This window comes from Frondihabitans sp. PhB161 (genome assembly GCF_003814635.1).
In the GTDB taxonomy this organism is placed as follows: domain Bacteria; phylum Actinomycetota; class Actinomycetes; order Actinomycetales; family Microbacteriaceae; genus Frondihabitans.
On the sequence record NZ_RKQW01000002.1, the window covers coordinates 630993 to 651857 of the forward strand.

The window sequence follows — 20865 nt, forward strand, 5'->3', positions numbered from 1 at the left end:
GCGTGCGTCTCATAGCGGCATCGCTCGGCGGCGGGTTTGTGATCGGCATGGGCGTTCTGGAATTGGGGGAGAAACACTCCTGGAGTCACCGCGGGTGGATTGCCGTGATCGCGGGCCTCATCTCCGCTGGTGTCATCGCGATCCTGATCCGCACTGATCCGAAGCGCGACCTTGCCGCAGGCGCCCGAGAAGTCGACGGATGGGTAAAGGAGAACCGCCTACCGTCCACTATTCCGCTCGGTGAAGCGTTGTCCCGGTTGGCCGAGCGCGTCGATCAGGTCCGGACGGCCGTGTGGTCTAACAGTGGCCTCCTGCTCCTGTGCCTCTTTCAACTCGGTCTCATGCCCGACCAGCCGACGCTCTTCAGCATCGGCATCCGAGTAGCACTCTGCGCCGTCTTCGCCGTAGCCCTGGGATGGGCCTTCCACGCCCGAGTCCGGCAGGTTCCTGTCATGCAGGAACTCATCCTTGAAGGGCAAAGACGCTTCGCCGGTATCCCCTCCCCCACCGATTAGCAGTCTCTCCGGCGCCACCCAACATTCCCTCCCGAAGAAAGCACTCTCATGTTCGTCTTTGCTCTGATCTGCCTCGTCGCAGGCGTCATCACCCTCGTTCTCGCCCGGCGCCACCGAGCGAACAAGCTCGCCCTTCCCAGGGGCAGCGAAGCACCGGGCCCAGACAAGACGGGAAACCGCATCGCTCTCGGCGCCGGTGCACTCCTTGTAGTCCTCGGCTTGGTACTGGGGGTCACGTCGTCCGTGTACGCCCAGGATGCCGGCGAAGCACGGGTGATCCGTTCCTTCACGGGTCAAATCGTCGGGCAGACGACGTCGACCGGCCTCCACGTCAAGGCGCCGTGGGATTCGACGGTGAACTTCAATATTCGCAACCAGACGGTCACCTACATCAACGGGACCGGGGGCAGCGATAGCGACAACAACGGTGGCATCCGCACCGGCCCGTACATCACCGTTCAAGATAAAGACGGGGTTTCGGAGAACGTGTCGCTCACCGTCCGCTACTCGATTCGGCCCGCGTCTGTCACGACGATCTACACGTCGTTCCGCGACGAGGAGAACTTCAAAGCGTCGTTCATCACTCAGGACGTCAGGGCCGTCGTGCGCGAAGTGCCGAACAACTACTCCACTCTCGAGGTGCTGACAAAACGTGCCGAGATCGAGACCAGTATCGAGCAGGCGCTGACCAAGCGGTGGGCGGACACCGGTGTCGAGGTCAACTCGATTAGCCTGCAAGAGATCCAGGCTCCGAAGGCCGTCACGGAGAGCTATGCCGAGGCCCAGCAGGCGCAGATCGACGTCACCAAGCAGCAGGCCAAACTCGATGCGACGAAGGTCAGCGCTCAGCAGGCAGTCGTCACCGCTCAGGCCAACGCGAAGGCGAACGATCTGCTGACGAAGTCGTTGTCGAGCCAGGTTCTCACCCAGCATTACATTGATGCCCTCGAAGCGTCCGCCGACAAGGGTGGCCTGGTCGTCGTACCCAACGGATCGTCGCCCCTGATCAACATTCCCAAGGCGACCAAGTAGTCGCTCGCGACACGTCGCTCGGAGCACGCCAGCCGCATACCGTGACGATAGACAGGACCCATGGCCACCCCGACTTCGCGAAAACTGCGTCTGGAGGCCGCGTCGCTCGACACCGCGCCGACGCGACTGGAGCAGCTCGCCGGCGACCAGGACAGCGCAGTTCGAGCGGCTGTAGCTGAGAACCCGAACGCAGCCCATGGGATCCTGCGTCTTCTTTCACAGGACGAGACCGAAACAGTGGGGATGGCGCTCTTGCGCCGTCCCCATCTCGACCCGCATCTTCTGACGCAGCTGGCGTCCTCGCCCAGACCCGCAATTCGGGAACTCGTCGCCAGTCGGTTCCGTTTCGCGGATGACAACCTGCCGTGGAGCACGCAGCTGGGGCTGGCCAGCGACCCCGAAACCGCCGTCAGAGTCGGTATGGCCAGCACCACGAACTACATCGATGTCTTCGAGCGGCTTCTCGCCGACGACTCGGAGAAGGCTCGTGCCGAATGCGCCTTCAACCCACGCATCACGGACGAGCATGCCGACCTTCTCCTCAACGATCGGAGGGCTGCTGTGCGGGCGCGGTTCGCTCTCCTCGAATCCACCATTCACCCGACCGACGATCAGCTGGATCACCTGGCCAGGGATAGGTCAGATCGGGTGAGAGTGATCGTGGCAGTGAGAGTGAATTTGCCCGAAAGCACGCGCCAGATCCTCGCTGTCGACCCAAACGCGCAGATTCGTCACCAGATCGCGTGCCGCGACCCGGCGAATACCGCTGGCGGTCGTCTCGTCGAGATCGACGGACGTAAGCGGTACGTGTGGGGCTTGGCCGAGCGCTTCCGGGGCACCCCGTTTCTCCCGCCGGCGACCTAGGTCACGCTTATCCCCGACCCATCAAGCGCAGGCCAGGATCCGCCAACCGTTTTCATCCCAACGATTCCGGCCACCTGGTCTCGAGTGGCGTCAGGTCGTGGTGAACCACACCGTCGTGTCTCGGGCGATGAGCCGCGTCGCCCTGACCTCAGGGTCTGAGGCAACGAGAATCGTGGCGTCGGGAGGTAGCAGGATCGGCTCACCGGCGACGTTCGTGACAACGTGGATGTCGCCTCGAGAAAAGGCGATCGCTCCTGAGGTCTGCGCGGTGTCCCACTCCAGAGCGGAGCCCTGGAGGTCGGCTGAGCGTCGGGCAGCGAGAGCGGATCGATAGAGGCTGAGCGTCGATTCCGGCTGGAGACCCTGGGCCGCGGCCGAGAACTCGGCGTAGTACGAGGGCGTGGGCAACCAGGTGTCGGTCGCCGCAACGGACGAGAAGCCGTTGGAGCTGGTCGAGTCGTCCCAGGGGAAGGGAACCCGGCAGCCGTCGCGCCCGCGGATCTGCTGATGCGAACGGGCCCACACCGGATCCTGGCGGGCTTCGTCGGGGAGGTCGGTGACTTCGGGCAGCCCCAGCTCTTCACCTTGGTAGAGGTACGCCGATCCTGGCAGGGCGAGCATGAGAAGTGTCGCCGCACGCGCCCGACGAAGACCGAGGGGCCGGTCGGGCTGTGGGTCGTCGACTCCGACGCCGTGCTCGAGAGCCACCGGTCCGTCGTAGCCGAAGCGGCTCGCGTGGCGCATGACGTCGTGATTGGACAGCACCCATGTCGTGGGCGCTCCGACCGCGTCGTTTGCCGCGAGGGAAGACACGATGGTCTCGGCGATGGCGTCTGCATCCCAGAGCTGCTCGAGATAGGCGAAATTGAACGCCTGATGCATCTCGTCGGGCCGGACGATGCGCGCAGTGCGCTCGGGCGGGAGCCATGCCTCAGCGCAGAGGATTCGCGAGCCCTCGTAGGAGTCCAGGATCGCCCGCCAGTCGCGGAAGATCTCGTGGATTCCTTCCTGATCCCACATCGGCGGCGTTCGACCCTCGATCGGCTGGACCACCCCGTGGGTCGGGTAGGGCCAGCTAGGAAGACCCGGTGCCTTGATGAGGGCGTCGCAGACATCCACGCGAAAGCCGTCGACTCCGCGGTCGAGCCAGAACCGGAGGGTCGTCTCGAAATCGACCCGGACCCCGGGGGCATCCCAGTTCCAGTCGGGTTGGGTCTCGTCGAAGAGATGGAGGTACCACTGGCCAGGCGTTCCGTCGATCTCTGTCACTCGGGTCCAGGCGCTGCCCTCGAACATGCTCTGCCAGTCGTTCGGCGGAAGCTCGCCAAATTCGCCGAGGCCGTCCCAGAAGTGGAACAGGCCCCGCTCTGCCGAGCCCGGCTCGGCGGCGAGAGCGGCCTGGAACGCGACGTGGTCAGCGGACGCGTGATTCGGCACAAGGTCGACGACGACGCGAAGGGCGAGTTCATGAGCGCGAGCCACGAGCGCATCGAAATCCTCGAGGGTGCCGAATTGCGGATCGACGTTTCGGTAGTCGGCGACGTCGTAGCCGCCGTCGCGCTGCGGGGACGGGTAGAAGGGCGAGAGCCAGATAGCGTCGGCGCCCAGCGACGCCACATGGTCGAGGCGCCGCGTGATGCCCGGGAGGTCGCCGATGCCGTCGCCATTGCTGTCGGCGAAAGATCGGGGGTAGATCTGGTAAATGACTGCGGTCCGCCACCAGGTGTCGTCGGTCAGGTCGATCATGCGAGTCCTCGAGCGTAGATGTCGGGGCGACGGTCGCCCAGGAGGTCGTTGTGCGGTGAGATCGCTTTGTCGCGAGCGAGCCGGGTGAAGACGTCGGCGCGCGCGATCTCGGTGCCTTCGGCGGGGCGGAAGGGGGTCCGGCTGCCCGCCGTCGCGGAGGCGCGGACCCAGCCGAACTGGTCGATGATGACGGTCCCCTCGGTCCACTCCTGGCCGCGTTCGATGCCGGCGCGGTCACAACACGCGATGAAGACGCCGTTGGCTCGGGCCGCAGCCTGGGCGTAGATGACCTCGGCCGCCCGTTCGTCGGCGGGGTGGTCGCCCAGCGGCCAGTTCGTCGGCACCGCAATCAGATCGGCACCCCGGAGGGCGAGAGAGCGCGGCATCTCGGCGAACTCGAGGTCGTAGCAGATCAGGATCCCGATGCGCCCGTGCACCGTCTCGAAGACGGGCGCCATCTCCGCTCCGGGCTCGAAGATCAGTGTCTCGCGATCCCACAGGTGCGTCTTTCGGTAGACCTCGACCACGCCGTCCTGCGTCACCGCGGCGGCACTGTTGAAGAGACCGCCATTCGGATCCTGCTCGCAAAAACCGAGGATGACGATCGAGTCGGTAGTGAGGAGCAGGTTGGAGAGTCGCTCGAAGAACGGGTCGTCCGGGCGGATCGCGACGGAGATAGCCTCCCGCTTCGACTCGAAAACGTAGCCAGCGGTCGCGAGTTCCGGAAGCACGATGATGTCGGCGTCGTCGGCCAGTGCCGTGCGGACCGCGGCAAGGCACTTCTCCTGATTTGCCATCAGCTCTCCGACGACGGGGTCGAGCTGAGCGCAGACGATGCGCGTCACGCGGGTCGGATCACCGTTCTCGGTGTGCCCGGTCACTTGACCGCGCCCGAGGTGAGGCCGGTGATGAGGCGGCGCTGAAGGATGACGTACGCGACGATGATCGGCAACGCGACGAGCACGGCAGCGGCCGCGGTGACGTTGGGGTTGGCGGCACGATCCGTTCCGGAGAAAAACGACAGCGCGAGCGGAGCCGTCTGCACTGCTTGGTTCTCGGGAACAAGGATCAGGGCGAGCAAGAATTCGTTCCAGGTGAAGAGGAAGAGGATCGTCGCGAGCGTGGCGACCGCAGGCCCGGCGATGGGGACGAGGACGAGGCGAAGGATCTGAAAACGGGAGGCGCCGTCGAGGCGAGCCGCCTCGAGGATCTCCTCGGGAACCGATCGGAAGAACGTCCGCATCCAGAACACACCGAGGGGCACAGACAGGCCGATCTGCGGCAGGATGAGCGCCCAGTACGTGTCGACCAGGCCCCAGCCCGCCAGCATTTGGTAGAGCGGAAGCACTGTGACCTCGTACGGCAGAACGAGCCCGACGAGAAGCAGCCCAAGGATGAGCTTGCCTCCGGGAACGCGCATCGTTGCGAGGGCATAGCCGGCCAGCGTCGCCACGATGGCCGTGACGACCACCACCGTCACCGCCACGAGAGCGCTCGCCACGAGAGCGGACGCGAAGTGGCCACGGGTCCAGGCGACGCTGAAGTTCGACCAGCCCACCCCGGATCCTGATGATTTCTGCAGCGACGACGAGATGATCGACGCGAGCGGGTAGACGGCGAAGAGCGCCGCGATGATCAGAAGCGCGTGCGTGCCGACAGACTCCCGAGTTCCGACCTTCATCGTGAGGCTCCTTTCGAACGGACGCGTCGGGGTGTGTCCGACGGCTCGCGAACGGCCAGTTGGACCAGCGCGACGATGATCAGGATGATGACCGTGAGGACCACTGCGAGTGCGGATGCCTGGCCGAGCTGCCGGTTTTGGAACGCATCGAGGTAGACGTAGAGCGAAGGAACTGTGGTGGACGTGCCGGGACCGCCGCGCGTCGTGTTCCAGATGAGGTCGAAGTTTCGCAGGGCGAACGTGATCGTCAAGATGAGCGCGATCGAGATCTGGGGGCGGAGAGCCGGGAGCGTGATGGCGAAGAACTCGCGCACCGGGCCGGCTCCGTCGAGTCGTACCGCCTCGTACAAGGACCGGTCAATGGTGACGATGCCCGCGAGAAAGAGCACCATGCAGAGGCCGTACTCGACCCAGGTGCCGATCAGGCCAATCGACGGCAGCGCCGTGTCGAAGTCGCCGAGCCACGAGGTCGTCAAGGATCCGAGCCCGACGTGGGCCAGCACCCAGTTCACCGGGCCGTCCGACGCGAGCAGACCCCGCCACGCCACTGCAACCACGACGCTCGAGAGGATCTGCGGCAGAAACAGCAGGGCGCGAAAGAGGGTGAGCCCGTAGATGCGGATCCTCGACATGGCACCCGCCAGCACGAGTCCGATGCAGACGGGAAGCGCGCAGTAGAAGACGAGGAGGAGAAGGGAGTGGCCGAGGGCTGCGCGGAGGTCGGGGTCGGTGAAGACGTTGACGTAGTTCGAGACGCCGGCCGGCGTGGCCACGGTGAGGCCGTCGTAGTTGTAGAACGACGTCTGCACCGAGATGCCGATCGGGTAGATGACGAAGACGGCGAAGAACGCCAGCGCCGGTGCGATGTAGATCAGGCTCGACCAGGTGGGGCCGTTGCGCCGGGAGCGCCGACGCCGACCCGCGGGGGTGGCGCCGACGCTCTGGCTCGGTGCGGCGACCGTCACTTGTGGCCCTTTGTCCACGCCGTCTGCACGGCTTCGGCGAAGTCGCCGCTGGTCGTGCGACCGGCCATGACCTCTTGGAGCCCACTGCCCATCACGCTGAGCATGTCAGTGGTCGTCCAGTCGTAGTAGCCCACCTGGGTGCCCGCAGCGATGGTGTCTTTCAGCGCGGTCAGCGTCTCCTCCTGAAGAGGGTCGGTGGAGGTGACGCCGTCGGTGATGACGGGCAGACGGCCGGTGTCGAGGATCTCTTGGCCGACAGCCGGCGATCGGAGCATGTCGAGCCAGGCGACGGCCGCAGCGGTCTTCGTCGTCTTCGCGCTGATGTGCCAGGGCGACGCTGTGGCCCCGACACCGCCGGAGACGAGCGACGAGAAGCCGAACTTGGCCGAGGTGAGCGACGCGCCGTTCCAGGATCCGCCGACAAAGAAGACGCCGTCTCCCTTCGCGAACTTCGCGATGGCGTCCTCATTGCTGAGGCCGTCGTAGCCGGATCCGAAGTATCCCGCCTGGGCCCACGCCTTCATGGTGTCGGCGGCTTTGACATTGCCGTCGGTCTCGAAGGTGGAACCCGATTTGCCGCCGATCCAGTCGCGGATGCCGGCGGGCTTCTGCTCGGTGACGGCGACGTCGCTGAAGATGTGAGTGCCGGCGTACTGGTCGGAGTTGCCCAGCATGATGGGCTGCTCGTCGGCGGCTTTCGCGATCGGAAGGTCTTTCTCGAGCGCGGAGATCGTCGTGGGCGCCGTGATACCGAGGTCGGCGAGCTTCGACTTGTTGTAATAGATGCCCTGGACTTCACTGATGGGCGACATGCCGTACAGGGTTCCGCTTCCGAAGGTCGTGCCGTTCGCGTTCCACTTGGCCGGGGCGAGTGTCGAGGCGCCCGTGCCCGAGTTCCAGCCGTACACGTCGGCGACATCGTCGAGAGACCGGACCAGCTTCGCCTTCACGAGAGCGCCATCGACCGCGTAGCCGATGTTGCCCTGGAATACGTCCGGGGCGCTCGAGCTCGCGGCGGCGTTGACGACGGTGGCGGTCAGGTCGTCGAAGCTCTTGTACGTGATGTCGACGGTCACGTTCGGATACTCCTTCTCGAAGGCGGGCACGACCTTCTTCATGAGAGGCTCCTCGGCCTGATCGGCCCACATCTTCAGCGTGGTTGTGGCGAGCTTCGCGACATCGGCGGCCGTCACCTTCGAGGTGAGGGCATCAGTCGAGGTCGACGCCTGCGTCGTGCCCGAACCGGGAGCCGAGCAGCTGGCCAGGACGAGAGCGGTGGTGACGGCACCGACAGCCAGGACCGTGATTCGGAGCGGAGTGCGTTTTCTCATGACTTCTTCCGGGTGGGATGGGACGCGGGAGTGCTTCGAGGGAACTTCTTCGTGCGGGCGTGCAGGTGCTGCGGGTTCAGGAGGCGTAGGTGGCGAGGCGCATCGTGGCCGTGGCCTGGTGCGCCGTCATCCCCTCGCTTGCGGAGATGACGTCGACGGCCTCCGCGAGCGACGGAGTCGCCGCCCGGGCGATGCGCTGGAAGGTGAGGGGCTTGAGATAGCGCGACACCGAGAGGCCAGCGCTGTGCTTCGCCCCTCCGGCGGTGGGAAGCGTGTGGTTGGTTCCTGCCATCCCCTTGTCGGAGTACGCGACGGTACTCCACGGACCGATGAAGAGCGAGCCGTAGTTCGTGAGGACATCCTGGTACCAGGTGTCGTCGGCGGTCTGGATCTCGAGGTGCTCAGGAGCGAACTCGTCCATGACGAGGGCGGCGTCCTCTTTCGTCGCCACCACGACGACCGAGCCGAAATCGCGCCACGCCGGTCCGCAGATCTCCGCTGTGGACAGCGTCACAAGCTGACGATCGACCGCTGCGATCACGGCACGACCGAGCGCCTCGGACGTCGTCACGAGCGCTGCCGGCGAGTTCGGCCCATGCTCGGCCTGACCGAGGAGGTCGGCTGCGACGATCTCGGGGTCGGCCGTGTCGTCGGCGATGACCGCGACTTCGCTGGGGCCGGCGAGAAGGTCGATCGACACCGTGCCGAAGAGCTGCCGCTTGGCCTCGGCGACGAAGGCGTTGCCTGCACCGACGAGCATGTCGACGGGTTCCTCTCCGAGGAGGCCGAAGGCCATTCCGGCGAGGGCCTGCACTCCTCCGAGAACGTAGAGGTGGTCGATTCCGGAGAGGTGCGCCGCGTAGGCGACGGCCGGGTTGACTCCGCCGTCGGGCTGGGGCGGGGTGCAGCCGATGACCGTGGGAACCCCGGCGACCTTGGCCACGCCCACGGTCATGAAGGCGCTGGCTGTCAGGGGAAAACGGCCGGCAGGAAGGTAGGCGCCGACGGTCGCGACCGGTACGTACTTCTGGCCGACCACGAGGCCGGGAACGATCTCTGCCTCGAAGTCGGTCAGGTGCTCTCGCTGCAACGAGGCGAACTGCCTGGTGCGCGCCGAACCGAGTTCGATGGCCTCGCGGAGGTCAGGGGCGACCCGATCGCCGATTGACGCCAGTTCGGCGGCTCCCAGCTCGAAGTCGGTGCGCTCGGAGTTGTCGAGTTTCTTTGCATATCGACGGATCGCGTCGAGCCCGTTCGCCTCGATGTCGAGCAGCATGGCGCTCACCGTCTCGGCTACGCGGGGGTCGCGTTGCGCTTCGGGCGCGTCGACGCCAGGGGCCTTGAGGTGGGTGAGGCGATCGCTGTGCTGAGCGAGGAATCGGGGACTCAGTTTCATGTCTACGAGATTGTCGTCACTTCTGACCCTGGACAAGGCCGAGTTGTGTGGGGTGAAGCATAGGCTAACCCTATGACGCTCAATCAATTGCGGGCATTCCTTCGTGTAGCTGCGCTCGGAACGTTCTCCGCGGCTGCAGCAGATCTCGCCATGACTCAGCCGTCGGTCTCGGAGCTGATCAAGCGAATGGAGGAGTCGTACGGTGTCCGACTCTTCACCCGCGGGGCCCGGAAGCTGGTCCTCACGAGCGCCGGCGAACAGCTGCTCCCCTATGCGCAGCAGGCGGTCGACGCAGCCGAAGGAGCCGATCGGGCCCTTCGATCACTCACCTCGCTCACGGGCGGCGTGGCCACCTTCGGCCTGCTCCGGAACGCGAACTACTACTTCCTGTCCCAGCTCCTCGAGACGTTTCACAACCGCTACCCGGAGGTGCGTCTCCGCATCATCGGGCTCAACAGCGTCGAGGTGGCCGAGGCGGTCTCAGCCGGCGAGTTGGAGGCGGGTCTCGTCGTCCTGCCGATCGACAGCGAGGGGCTCACCGTTACACCACTCATGCGTGACGAGGTCCTCTTCGCGTCGGCCGATCCGCGCAAGACGCAGAAACCGGCGACGATCGAGTCCCTGGCCGAAAGCGACCTCGTTCTGTACGACGCCCACTACGGCTGGCGGGATCCCACGCGTCGCCAATTGGCCGAGCGAGCTCAGTTGGCCGGGATCACCCTCACTGCCCAGATCGAACTCGAGCACGTCGAGACGGCGCTCGGAATCGTGGCTCTCGGCGGCGGCGACACAATCGTCTCTTCGGCGGTTGCTCGGTCGAAGGGGTTCCCCGATGGGGTACACACGATCGGCTTCGCGGAACCGCTCTACGACACGATCGCCATCGTCCAACGACGGGGCTCGGTCCTGTCGCCCGCCACGCGGGAAATTGCTCGACTTGCGAGACGGATGCTCCTCGAGCGCGCCTGAGGGAGCGTTCGGGCGTGAGCCGTCCGCGCGAACCCACCCGCCGGTCGCCCCCTACTCCTCCGACAACCCGCGCAACCCACGATCGACGAACGCAACCGTCCAGGCGAAGCTCTCGTCGACGTCGGTGTCCATCTGGAATCCGTTCGACGCCTCGAGGGTCGCGAAGCCGTGCACGACACTGCGCAGCAGCCGGATCGCGTGAATCTCGTGCTCCGGGGCGAGGTGGTAGCCGCGCAGCACAGCCGCGAACGAGCCGAGCGTGCGTTCGAGAGCGATGGCGAGGGGATCCTCGGGCCCCGTCGGGGTGATTCCGACGGTGGCGGCGTACCGGCCGGGGTGCTCCTTGACGAAGGTGCGCACCACTTGAGCGGCTGCGACGAGCGCATCACCGCCGGCCAGGCCCTGCATGGCCTCGCGCAGCGCGTCCCCCAGCTCGGTGGCGCCGAGAAGGGCGATCCGGCGGGTGAGGTCGGCGAGGCTGTCGACGTGTTTGTAGAGCGACGGCCCCTTCACCCCGAGGCGCTCGGCGAGCAGACTCATGCTGAGCGGGGCCGGGCTGATCTCGTCGGCGAGGTCGGCCGCCGCGAGGGTGACGGCCGCGGGAGCGAGCCCCGCCCTAGGCATTGGTCGGTGCCGCGGCGTGCGTCCGGCGCAGGAACGGGACGACGAGCTCGAGCACTGCCCCGGGGGTCTCGGTGTGCGGGTAGTGCCCGGCACCGTCGATGACGGCCAGTTCACCGAGTCCGGCAGGGAGGTCTCCGAGGATCCTGGTGCCCTCTTCGCGAGGATCGGTCCAATCCGGGTCGGCACTCCCCTCGATGACGAGCACCGGGCACTGCACATTGGCAAGTTGCGCACCCGCGTCGACCGGCGCGGACTTCGTCATGCCTCGCAGGGCCTTCATGCGCTCGGGCTTGGACAGCTCCGTCTCGATGCGCGCTCGCTCGGCGGTCCAGTCGGCGGGCTTCGCGGGGATGGCGATGTCGAGGTAGGCCAGCCAGCCCTTCACGCTGCCGCTCACCATCACCCTCATGAGCTGGGTCGTTCCCGTGCGAACGCGCTTCGTGCGGAGGATGCCGATCAGGTTGAACGACTGCTTGCGGGTGAACGGAGCAAGCTCGACGATGCCGACGATTACGTCGGGTGCGGTGGCGGCGGCGATCGTGGCGGCCCCACCGCTGATGGACTGGCCGACGATCACGGCCGGGCCGCCGAGGTGGCGCACGACCGCGACGAGGTCGCCGGCGATGTCGGTGCGCGAGTAGCTCGGCCATTCGGCGCTGGAGTCTCCGCAGCCGCGGATGTCGACGTTCGCCACCCGGTATCCGGCCGCGACGAGCTCGGGCACCAAGAAGCGGTACGAGTGCCGGCTGTCGCCCATGCCGTGGGCGAGGACGACGAGGGGGCCTTCGCCGGTGAGGTCGTAGGCGATTGTTCCTTCGCCGGTGGTGAGGTGCTCGAGCATGATGTTCTCCGTTGGTTGCGCGTTGGCTACTGTGTGTAGCTAAAAGCTATTGGTCGTAGCCAAGCATGTCAACCCCATATTCGAAACAGTCTCCGCCTCGGGTGTCAGCCCGCCCGACGGGGCGCGCTCATGGTCGAGCCAGAGGCGCCGACCGACTTCTTCGCACCGGGGGCAAGAATCTGCGAGACCCGACCGGGCGACATTTCGAGCGCCCCGCTGATGTCTCGCACCGAGTACCCCTTCGATTGCAGCAACTCGGCGACCCGAGCCGTGTTCCGCACGAGCTCAGCCGCCCGCTCTTCGAGCGAACGCCTTTGGCGCCCGAGCTCGATCGCCGATAAAAACTCGTCTTCGACATTCTCGAACGTCCACTTAGTTTCGACGAGGGCCCCGTCGTCGAGGTCGTCCATCACGTGAATGGCCTCCGCCAGCGCAGCTCGAAGCCCGGAATAAGTGCGCGAAAAAGTCTGAATACCCTCTCGGTTCGTCACCTCCCCGAGCCACGTGCCGTTCTCGCGCGTCACTAGGACCTCGTAGGTCGATCCACTCATTTCAGCCACCCCTTTCCAAATGCGGGTTCGAGTGATCTTTGAATGCTTGCCAGCGTGCCGGCGGGAATGTCATGCGGTCCGTGCTGAGCGACGATCGTGCGGTACGAGCGGCCATTGGCCCACACCTCGTACTTTCGATGCGAGCCCCGTTGACCCACCTGAACGCCTCCGAGCTTTTCAATGCGCTTGTTCACTTCACCCGCCTTCATAAGGCTAAGTTTAGGAGCTAAACACCGCAAGTGTATAGCTTCTAAACACTTGCATGAACTCATGCTCGCGAGAGTGCGGGCGAGCCGGTCAACCCCGTGGTAAGACCTATAGATAGGGCTCACACCCTCGAGATCGGCGGAGACACCGGCCCTAGGCGGCGGGTTTACGCCGATCGAGCGGGTCCACGCCGAGCCAGCGGGTTTAGGCCGAACGCGCGGGCCCCCGCGACCTCAGAGCGCATACCCGACGCCCGCATCCGCCGAGAACGCAAACCACGCCGTGTCGCCGGGGGCGAGGTCGAGGTCGGCAGCCGCAGCGGGAGTCACGTCGGCTGCGAGCACGTCTCCGCGGATCCTGATGCTGTCTCCGCGCGGTTCGACATCGAGAATCGTCTGCCGCACAGCGTTCCCCTCCGCACGCCCCGGCTCGAGATGCGAGACCCGCACCCACGACGGCTTCACTACGACCGCCGACGACGCACCCCTCGCCACCTCGGCCTCGAACGGCGCGACGACCTCCCACCCGGCTGCCGCCTCGATGCCATTGGAACTCCGCACCCCGGTCACGAGGTTCAGCCCGGCGAGACCCGCCACGAAGGCCGTCCGGGGGTGCGCGAACACCTCACGGGTCGGTCCGTCGTCGACGAGTCGGCCGCCCTCGATCACCAACACGCGGTCGGCTAGCACCAGCGCGTCAAGCGGATCGTGCGTCACCAGCAGCGCTGTCCGGTCGGCCAGCACCCTCGTGAGCAGCCGACGGAGCGCGGGCGCCGCGCCGATGTCGAGGGCCGACAACGGTTCGTCGAGAAGAAGAAGCGAAGGATCCGCGGCCAACGCCCGCGCAACACCCACCCGCTGGGCCTGTCCGCCCGACAGCGCTGCCGGTCGCCGCCCTCCCAGCTCGGCCGCATCCACTTCGATGAGCCACTGCCACGCCACCGCCCGGGCCTCCTGCCGCGATGCGCCCGTGCTCCGCGGCCCGAATGCCACGTTGTCGAGCACGCTCAGGTGCGGAAAGAGGAGGGCCTCCTGTGCGAGCAGCGCGACACCTCGGCGGTGGGGCTGTGTCCAGGCCCGTGAGCCGGCCGTTGCGTCGAAGAGCGTGCGGTCGTCGAGGCGGGCGTGACCCTGGTCGGCATGGACGAGCCCGGCCAGTAGACCGAGCAGGGTCGACTTGCCGGCGCCGTTCGGGCCCATGACGGCGATGGTCTCGCCCGTTTTCACGCCGAAAGCGAGGTCGAAGCCTCGGGCGCTCACCCGGGCGTCGAAGTCGAGCGTCATCGGTCGGCTCCCGAGGGGCCTGATGGCACGGAGCCGTTGCGGTAGGCGAGCCCCACCACGAAGACGGCGACGGCCACGAGCACGAGCGACAGCGCGACCGCCGTGTCGGGGTCGGTCTCGAGCTGCAGGTAGATCTCGAGGGGAAGGGTGCGCGTCGTTCCCTGCAGGCTGCCGGCGAACGTCAGCGTGGCGCCGAATTCACCGAGCGCGCGGGCGAACGACAGGATCGCCCCCGACACCAGCGCCGGAAGCAGCAGCGGCAGCGTCACCCGTCGGAGCACGGTGGTCGGGGCTGCGCCGAGGGTGGCGGCGACCGCCTCGTAGCGCGCGCCCGCCGTGCGGATCGCCCCCTCCAGGCTCAGGATCAGGAAGGGGATGGCGACGAACGTCTGAGCCAGGATCACGGCCGTCGTCGAGAACGCTATATCGATGCCGAGAATCTGGAAGGTGCCGCCGAGGAGGCCACGCCGCCCGAACGTGTAGAGCAGGGCGATGCCGCCGACCACGGGCGGAAGCACGAGCGGCAGCAGCACGAGCGACCGAGCAATGCGCTGCCCGGGGAAGGTCGCGCAGGCGAGCACGATCGCGATCGGCACACCGAACACGACGCAGAGCGCGGTCGCGGCAAGCGACGATCGCAGGCTGAGCAGCAGTGCCGCGACCGACGAGTCGGATGTGATCAACGGAACGAAGTCGACCCAGTTCACTCGGCTGACGATCGCGACGAGCGGGAGCAGAACGAACGCCGCTCCTACGCCTGCGAGAACAGCGACCCACCGGGGAACGCCGGCCAGGTGCGCCCGGGTTCGCGTCATCCTCCGATTCTGACCCATCCGCGCCCGCGGTATCGGAGCTGACCCGGTCAGGGCTGGCCGAAACCGGCCGCGGCGAGCACCTTCTGGCCCTCGGCCCCGGCGACGTACTTCACGAACGCGTCTGCCGCCGCCTTGTTGCTGGAGTCTTTGAGGGTGGCGATCGGATAGGTGTTGACGGCCTCCTTCGAGTCGTCGAAGGTCACTCCGTCGACCTTGCCGTCAGCGCTCTTCACGTCGGTCACGTAGACGAGGCCCGCGTCGGCCTCGCCGGTCTCGACCTTGCTCAGCACCCCCGTCACCGCGGTCTCCTCGCTGACCGGCTTGAGAGTGACGCCGGTGGCAGCCTCGATCTTCTCGGTGGCCGCGCCGCACGGAACCGCCGACGCGCAGACGACGGTCTTCACACCCGATTTCGCCAGGTCTGTGAAGGTCGAGATGTTCTTCGGGTTGCCCGTCGGCACCGCGATCTCAAGGGTGTTCGTCGCGAAGTCCGTCGGGGTGCCCGTCACGAGGTCGGCATCGGTGAGCTTCGTCATGTTGGCGGTGTCGGCCGAGGCGAACACGTCGGCCGGAGCACCCGACTGGATCTGCGTCACGAGCACCGACGATCCGTTGAACGTCGTCTTCACGCTGACGCCCGGGTTGGCCTTCTCGAAGTCGCTCGCGAGCTGCGTGAAGGTCGCCGTGAGCGACGCCGCGCCGTAGACGGTGATGGAGCCCGTGAGATCGCCCGTTCCGGAGGTCGTCGAGGTCGTCGCGGCGGGGGTGCCGCCGGAGGAGCAGGCGGCGAGGCCGAGAGCGAGGGCGGCAGTCACGGCCAGGAGGCCGGACGTACGGGCGAGGGGGCGCATGGGATGGCCTTTCGGATCCTTCAGCACCGCGTTTGCGGCGCTAAACCCACTCTAGATGCGCTTTTGCGGTTTCGTCGCGACAAAGCCCGCGGTCATTTGGGGTGAAGTCGCGTGAATCGGCCGAGGTCGCACCGCCGCGGCGCGCGAGGTCGGCCATTCCGCGCGAGGTCGCCGCACGCCCACGCCCACGCCCACGCCGCCGTCGGCACGCTAGCGGGAGCGGCAACTGAGTCACTCTGGCCCTGGCAGCTACGGTAATCGCAGCGAAAGCATCAGGCTCTAGCCCCTCGAAGGAGAGACCTCCATGAATTCGACTCCATCTGCTCCCACATCGGGCCCCTCTGAGTGGTCGTTCCTACTTCCGGGTGCGAGCACGGCCTGGCTGCAGGCCTGATGACGCTCCATCTCGCCGACTCGTGGGTGTGGGATTTCTGGCTCGTCGACGACGGCGCCGAGTACCACGCGTTCTTCCTCTACGCGTCGAGAGCGCTTCAGGATCCAGACGCCCGCCACCTGAGAGCGTCGGTCGGGCACGCGGTCTCGACCGACCTCCGCTCGTGGACCCGGGTCGCCGACGCTCTCGTGCACTCGGACGCCCCCGCGTTCGACGACGTGGCGACCTGGACGGGCTCGATCGTCAGGCACCCGGACGGCCACTGGTTCCAGTTCTATACGGGCACCTCGATGCCGGGCGGCCGGAACGTGCAGACCGTCGGCTACGCCACCTCCGACGATCTGCTGACCTGGACGAAGAACCCGGCAAACCCCGTGCTGCGGGCCGACGAGCGCTGGCACCACCGGCTCGTCGACGGCGGCTGGGATCACGAGGCGTTCCGCGACCCGTGGGTCTTCGCCGATGGCGACGGCTGGACGATGTTCGTCACCGCGCGAGCGGTCGGTGCCCGCGCGGGTGAGGGCGGCGGCGGAATCGTGGCTCGGGCGCACTCCACCGACCTCGAGCACTGGCAGGCGCTGCCGCCGCTGACGACGCCGGGGCACGGCTTCGAGCAGCTGGAGGTCGTGCAGACCTTCGGCCTCGACGGCCAAGCCTTCATCACGTTCTCCTGCCTCGCGCCCGAGCTGGCGGGGCCGAGGCGCGAGACGACGGCGACCGGCGGCATCTGGGTGGCCCCGGGCGAGAGCCTCAGCGGGCCGTTCGACCTCGAGGCCGCGCAGCTGCTCACCGACGACTCGCTCTACGTCGGCCGCGTCATCGCCGAGCGCGAGACGGGCCGACCGCTCTTCCTGGCGTTCCGGCACAACGCGCCCGACGGCTCGTTCGTCGGCGACATCAGCGACCCGTTCGAGATCGGCGTGGTCGACGGCGTCGTGCGCATCGAACCGTCACCAGTCGTGAACGGTGCCGTCGGCTAGGCGGTTGTAGGGCAGGTACGCCTTCTCGTAGGGGTACCTGCCCGCCGCGTCGACGTCGAGCGACACTCCGAGGCCCGGCTCGTCGCCGGGGTGCAGCATGCCGTCCGTCCAGGTGAAGGTCTGCTGGAACACCTCGTTCGTGGCGTCGCCGTGCTTCATGTACTCCTGGATGCCGAAGTTGTGGATCGCGAGCCCGAGGTGCATCGCGGCTGCCATTCCGACCGGCGAGATGTCGGTGGGCCCGTGCATCCCCGACTTGATCTGGTATTGCGAGGCGTAGTCGAGCACTTTCCGCAGGTGCGTGATGCCGCCGGTGTGGGTCACGGCGCTGCGGACGTAGTCGATCAGCTGCTCGCGGATGATCTGCTGGTAATCCCAGACGGTGTTGAAGATCTCGCCGATGGCCAGCGGGGTCGTCGTGTGCTGGCGCACCAGGCGGAGCGCCTCAGGGTTCTCGGCCGGCGTGACGTCTTCGAGCCAGAAGAGGTCGTAGGGCTCGAGCGACTTGCCGAGGCTCGCGGCCTGGATCGGCGTCATCCGGTGGTGCCCGTCGTGCAGCAGCGGCACCTCCGGCCCGAACTCGTTGCGGACGGCCTCGAACACGGTCGGCACGTGGCGGAGGTACGAACGGGTGTCCCAGTCCTCCTCGTTCGGCAGAGCCCCGCGCTGGGCGGGCTCGTGGTCGTAACGCACGCCCCTGTTGGCCTCGAAGGTGGCGTTCGAGGCGATGCCGTAGATCGACTTGAGCCCCGGCACGCCGGTCTGCACTCGGATGGCCTTGTAGCCCTGCTCCTGGTGCGAGCGGATCGAGTCGAACAGCTCGTCGGTCGTCTTGCCCGAGGCGTGGCCGTAGGCGAGCAGGCCGGTCCGCGACGCCCCGCCGAGTAGCTGGTAGAGGGGCATGCCTGCGGCCTTCGCCTTGATGTCCCACAGGGCGACGTCGACCGCGGCGATCGCGGCCATCGTCACCGGGCCCCGCCGCCAGTAGGCGCTTCGGTAGAGAAACTGCCAGGTGTCTTCGATGCGGCTGGCATCCCGGCCGACGAGGAGCGGCACGACATGCTCCGAGAGATAGGCCACGACGGCGAGCTCCCGGCCGTTCAAGGTCGCATCCCCGAGACCCGTGAGGCCGTCGTCGGTCGTCAGCTTGAGCGTGACGAAGTTGCGGTCGGGGCTGGTGACGATCACTTCGGCTTTGTCGATGATCACGGGAGAACTCCTTCGTTCTGGGTGGCGCGGGCGCACCATCGAGCCTACGGGCGCACCATCGAGCCTACGGGCGCCGGTCGCGCCTCGAAGGGCTGGTCAGAGCGAAGGATCCGCGGATCCTCGTGTGTGACCCGGCCGGCCCTACGCGCGCTGCGGCCGCCCGAGCACCCCGGCGCGCACCCCGAGCAGATACATCTGGCACCCCAGGCAGTAGCCGAAGACCGAGTTGAGGAACGCCGCGACGAACGCCAGAGCGGCGAAGAGCGGCACTGCCCAGGCGAGCCCGACGAGACCGAGCACGACGCCGATGCCGGTGATGACGAGGCCGACCCCCTGGGCGAACGTCGGCGGCGTGGGCTCTTCGAGCTCGGTCGGTGCTGGTAGTCGGGGCCGAATGACGCGTCGGAAGAGGGCGCCGTAGGGGTGACGGCGGATGCCCGCGAAGGCCCCCCAGGCGAAGAGGAGGGCGATCGCCGTCAGCACGATCACGGCCGCCACGGACGCGCCGACGAGCGACAGGAAGATCGTCGCGAGGAGGAGGATCGCGGTGATCCCGGCCCCGAAGCGGGGTGAGCGCGGGTCGATGCCGGATCCTCGGTCAGTTGGCGTCATGGTCGTCTCCCAGTAGTCGAGCGAGTTCGGATTCGAGTTCGCGAGGTTTCGGCGGCCCGCCGATTCGTGCGCGAATGGCCCCGCGACGGTCGAGGATCAGCGTCGTCGGCGTCTGCAGAACGTTGTAGCGCGTCGCCACGTCGGGGGCCCGGGTGAGGTCGACGTCGATGTGCTCGACGCCCTCGTGCCGCGCGGCCTCGGCCGATAGCAACCGCCTCGTCGCCGGGCAGTAGGTGCAGAACTCGGTCGAGAACTGCAGCAACGTGACGCGGTGGCCGAATGCCTCGGTCGTGCCGACGTCGGCGGGCCTGACGAGATCGCTCTCTCGGGTGTCGTCGTCACTCTCGGGTCGGCGACGCACCCGGCCGGTCGACCGCCGCCACGCCAGCCCGACGACGGTCGCCAACGCGACCAGCGCGAGGAGCGCGACAAGAGCAAGGCCGGGAGTCATCGCTCGACGATAGGTCGTTTTTCTGGTGCTTCGCCCACATGACCGCGTGTGACGAAGGATCCAGCACTGGTTACGCTTGCGATATGAGCCGCTCCCCGATCGTTCTCTCGCCGGGTGCGTCCATGCCGGGCACCACGGTGCCGGCCACGTCGGGCCCGCGCACTCTAAGTTGCGCGTTCGGTGCGAACTGCGCCTGTGTCTTCGCACCCAAGCCGGTCGCGGCGGATGCTGCGCTGGCGTCCACCGACGTCGTCGACGTGGAGGTCGCGAAGCTGACCGACCTCGGCTACACCGTCGTCGAGTCGAGCCCCGACGAGGTGCTGATGGAGCGCCGCATGGGCATCCCCTTCTGCTACAACCTCGGCCTGGTGGTCGTGACCGGGTTGCTCTGGCTCGCTTACTGGATTCCGCGCATCCGCCACCCGCGGTTCGACACCCGGCGCCTGACGCGCGCCGCCGACGGGTCCGTCGCCGTCGAGCGGGTAGTCGTCCGTCGCTAGCGCACCGCCACGCTGCGGTGCGCTGCTCAATGCCGCATCCCGCGTTGTCAACCCGTTCGGCCGTGAAGAGCCGATCGACCGCGACCGGGCCAGTGTCGAAGAATGAGCCAATACGACAAGAAGAACCCGATCACCCTCTACCCGGCCCCGCCGTTCCCGAAGCAGGAGCAGTCGTTGCCGGGCGCGGCCTGGAAGATGGATCCGAAGCCCGACCACGGTGAGGAAAGCTACGTCGGTCTCGGCCGCCTCAAGGGCTTCCGCGGTGTCGTCACCGGAGCCGATTCCGGCATCGGGCGAGCCGCCGCCATCGCCCTCTCTCGCGAGGGCGCCGACCTCGTCCTCTCGTACCTGCCCGACGAGCAGACCGACGCCGAGGAGGTCCGCGATCTCCTCGTCAGCGAGGGTCGCAAGGCGATCCTGGTGCCCGGCGACATCTCCGGCGAGCAGTACTGCGCGGATCTCATCGAGACAGCCGTCCGCGAACTCGGCGGACTCGACACCCTCGTGATGGTCGCCGGCCGCATGGAGAGCAACGACGACATCCTCACCCTCACGACCGACGCGATCGACTCGACCATCAAGACGAACGTGTACTCGCTCTTCTGGCTCTGCCAGGCAGCGATTCCGCACCTCGAGCCAGGATCCAGCATCGTCACCACGGGCTCCATCCAGGGCGCCCAGCCCTCCCCCGACAAGATCGACTACGCCCTGACCAAGGGTGCGATCGGTGTCTTCACCGCGGCACTTGCCCAGCAGCTCGCCCCCAAGGGCATCCGCGTGAACTCGGTGTCGCCCGGCCCCGTCTGGACTCCCCTCCAGCCAGGATCCGACGACGCCGAGACCGTATCGACGTTCGGCGAGCAGGCCCCGTTCAAGCGTCCCGGTCAGCCGGCCGAGCTCGCTGCGGCGTATGTGCACCTCGTTAGCCCGGAGTCCAGCTACACCTCCGGTGCCACGATCACGATCGCGGGCGGCACTCCCGCGTTCTAAGTCGTAGCGGCCGGGTCGGCCCCGGTCGAGATGTTCTGCGCCGCGTCGAGGTCGATGC

The 20865-nt window shown here is 67.0% G+C and carries 23 protein-coding genes; 7 read left to right on the forward strand and 16 right to left on the reverse strand.

Annotation, left to right across the window (positions count from 1 at the left end; translation table 11 throughout):
* Window positions 1-2: 2 nt before the first annotated feature.
* Genes EDF39_RS11695 through EDF39_RS11705 form a run of 3 tightly spaced genes read left to right on the forward strand, consistent with a single transcriptional unit; the run spans window position 3 to window position 2411 of the window.
* Window positions 3-515, forward strand: coding sequence for a hypothetical protein (locus tag EDF39_RS11695; RefSeq protein ID WP_123943256.1), 513 nt, complete (start codon window positions 3-5; stop codon window positions 513-515).
* Between the two features lie 48 nt (window positions 516-563).
* Window positions 564-1547, forward strand: coding sequence for a prohibitin family protein (locus EDF39_RS11700; RefSeq protein ID WP_123943258.1), 984 nt, complete (start codon window positions 564-566; stop codon window positions 1545-1547).
* A 60-nt stretch (window positions 1548-1607) separates the two neighbouring features.
* Window positions 1608-2411 carry a hypothetical protein gene (locus EDF39_RS11705; protein WP_123943260.1) on the forward strand — a complete coding sequence of 268 codons (804 nt, stop codon included), beginning with the start codon at window positions 1608-1610 and terminating at the stop codon, window positions 2409-2411.
* 90 nt (window positions 2412-2501) lie between these two features.
* Here the strand turns inward: EDF39_RS11705 and EDF39_RS11710 are convergent, their stop codons facing one another.
* The 6 genes from EDF39_RS11710 to hisD all read right to left on the reverse strand — a co-directional run bounded on the left by EDF39_RS11710 (window position 2502) and on the right by hisD (window position 9530).
* Window positions 2502-4157 (reverse strand): glycoside hydrolase family 13 protein, encoded by a 1656-nt coding sequence (locus tag EDF39_RS11710; RefSeq protein ID WP_123943262.1) that lies wholly within the window; start codon window positions 4155-4157, stop codon window positions 2502-2504.
* On the reverse strand, window positions 4154-5038 hold the full coding sequence (locus tag EDF39_RS11715) for a nitrilase-related carbon-nitrogen hydrolase (RefSeq protein ID WP_233573056.1): 885 nt from the start codon (window positions 5036-5038) through the stop codon (window positions 4154-4156). The genes EDF39_RS11710 and EDF39_RS11715 overlap by 4 nt, the downstream gene beginning before the upstream one ends.
* A complete protein-coding gene (locus EDF39_RS11720) occupies window positions 5035-5838 on the reverse strand; it encodes a carbohydrate ABC transporter permease (protein ID WP_123943264.1) in 804 nt (267 codons plus the stop codon). Before EDF39_RS11720 ends, EDF39_RS11715 begins: the two co-directional genes overlap by 4 nt.
* Window positions 5835-6803 (reverse strand): carbohydrate ABC transporter permease, encoded by a 969-nt coding sequence (locus EDF39_RS11725; RefSeq protein WP_123943266.1) that lies wholly within the window; start codon window positions 6801-6803, stop codon window positions 5835-5837. Before EDF39_RS11725 ends, EDF39_RS11720 begins: the two co-directional genes overlap by 4 nt.
* On the reverse strand, window positions 6800-8134 hold the full coding sequence (locus tag EDF39_RS11730; RefSeq protein WP_123943268.1) for an ABC transporter substrate-binding protein: 1335 nt from the start codon (window positions 8132-8134) through the stop codon (window positions 6800-6802). The genes EDF39_RS11725 and EDF39_RS11730 overlap by 4 nt, the downstream gene beginning before the upstream one ends.
* Window positions 8135-8210: 76 nt before the next feature.
* On the reverse strand, window positions 8211-9530 hold the full coding sequence (gene hisD / locus EDF39_RS11735) for a histidinol dehydrogenase (RefSeq protein WP_123943270.1): 1320 nt from the start codon (window positions 9528-9530) through the stop codon (window positions 8211-8213).
* Window positions 9531-9602: 72 nt separating this feature from the next.
* Between hisD and EDF39_RS11740 the strand changes: the two genes are divergently transcribed.
* Window positions 9603-10499, forward strand: coding sequence for a LysR family transcriptional regulator (locus EDF39_RS11740; protein WP_123943272.1), 897 nt, complete (start codon window positions 9603-9605; stop codon window positions 10497-10499).
* 51 nt (window positions 10500-10550) lie between these two features.
* Here EDF39_RS11740 and EDF39_RS11745 read toward each other — a convergent pair whose 3' ends face one another.
* The 7 genes from EDF39_RS11745 to modA all read right to left on the reverse strand — a co-directional run bounded on the left by EDF39_RS11745 (window position 10551) and on the right by modA (window position 15671).
* The gene (locus EDF39_RS11745) at window positions 10551-11123 is read right to left on the reverse strand and encodes a TetR-like C-terminal domain-containing protein (RefSeq protein WP_123943274.1); all 573 of its coding nucleotides are present in this window, start codon (window positions 11121-11123) and stop codon (window positions 10551-10553) included.
* Complete coding sequence (locus EDF39_RS11750) at window positions 11116-11964, reverse strand: alpha/beta fold hydrolase (protein WP_123943276.1); 849 nt, start codon at window positions 11962-11964, stop codon at window positions 11116-11118. The genes EDF39_RS11745 and EDF39_RS11750 overlap by 8 nt, the downstream gene beginning before the upstream one ends.
* A gap of 104 nt (window positions 11965-12068) precedes the next feature.
* Entirely contained in the window at window positions 12069-12515 is a 447-nt protein-coding gene (locus EDF39_RS11755; RefSeq protein ID WP_123943278.1) for a hypothetical protein, read from the reverse strand.
* On the reverse strand, window positions 12512-12709 hold the full coding sequence (locus EDF39_RS11760; RefSeq protein ID WP_199726187.1) for a type II toxin-antitoxin system HicA family toxin: 198 nt from the start codon (window positions 12707-12709) through the stop codon (window positions 12512-12514). The genes EDF39_RS11755 and EDF39_RS11760 overlap by 4 nt, the downstream gene beginning before the upstream one ends.
* A 246-nt stretch (window positions 12710-12955) precedes the next feature.
* Window positions 12956-14005: a sulfate/molybdate ABC transporter ATP-binding protein gene (locus tag EDF39_RS11765; protein WP_123943282.1), complete on the reverse strand. Its 1050-nt coding sequence runs from the start codon at window positions 14003-14005 to the stop codon at window positions 12956-12958.
* Entirely contained in the window at window positions 14002-14820 is an 819-nt protein-coding gene (locus EDF39_RS11770; RefSeq protein WP_123943284.1) for an ABC transporter permease, read from the reverse strand. Before EDF39_RS11770 ends, EDF39_RS11765 begins: the two co-directional genes overlap by 4 nt.
* 47 nt (window positions 14821-14867) lie before the next feature.
* Window positions 14868-15671, reverse strand: coding sequence for a molybdate ABC transporter substrate-binding protein (gene modA / locus EDF39_RS11775; RefSeq protein WP_123943286.1), 804 nt, complete (start codon window positions 15669-15671; stop codon window positions 14868-14870).
* Window positions 15672-16064: 393 nt separating this feature from the next.
* Between modA and EDF39_RS11780 the strand changes: the two genes are divergently transcribed.
* Window positions 16065-17045, forward strand: a complete 981-nt coding sequence (locus EDF39_RS11780) for a glycosyl hydrolase family 32 (RefSeq protein ID WP_123943288.1) — start codon at window positions 16065-16067, stop codon at window positions 17043-17045.
* Here the strand turns inward: EDF39_RS11780 and manD are convergent.
* The 3 genes from manD to EDF39_RS11795 all read right to left on the reverse strand — a co-directional run bounded on the left by manD (window position 17016) and on the right by EDF39_RS11795 (window position 19317).
* Window positions 17016-18254 (reverse strand): D-mannonate dehydratase ManD, encoded by a 1239-nt coding sequence (manD, locus tag EDF39_RS11785; protein WP_123943290.1) that lies wholly within the window; start codon window positions 18252-18254, stop codon window positions 17016-17018. The two genes, EDF39_RS11780 and manD, sit on opposite strands and share 30 nt — an antisense overlap.
* Window positions 18255-18395: 141 nt before the next feature.
* Window positions 18396-18866, reverse strand: a complete 471-nt coding sequence (locus EDF39_RS11790) for a DUF4395 domain-containing protein (protein WP_123943292.1) — start codon at window positions 18864-18866, stop codon at window positions 18396-18398.
* Window positions 18853-19317 carry a thioredoxin family protein gene (locus EDF39_RS11795; RefSeq protein ID WP_123943294.1) on the reverse strand — a complete coding sequence of 155 codons (465 nt, stop codon included), beginning with the start codon at window positions 19315-19317 and terminating at the stop codon, window positions 18853-18855. The genes EDF39_RS11790 and EDF39_RS11795 overlap by 14 nt, the downstream gene beginning before the upstream one ends.
* Before the next feature lie 83 nt (window positions 19318-19400).
* Between EDF39_RS11795 and EDF39_RS11800 the strand changes: the two genes are divergently transcribed.
* Window positions 19401-19817, forward strand: a complete 417-nt coding sequence (locus tag EDF39_RS11800) for a hypothetical protein (RefSeq protein WP_123943296.1) — start codon at window positions 19401-19403, stop codon at window positions 19815-19817.
* Window positions 19818-19919: 102 nt separating this feature from the next.
* Complete coding sequence (locus EDF39_RS11805; RefSeq protein ID WP_123943298.1) at window positions 19920-20807, forward strand: SDR family oxidoreductase; 888 nt, start codon at window positions 19920-19922, stop codon at window positions 20805-20807.
* Window positions 20808-20865: the final 58 nt, after the last annotated feature.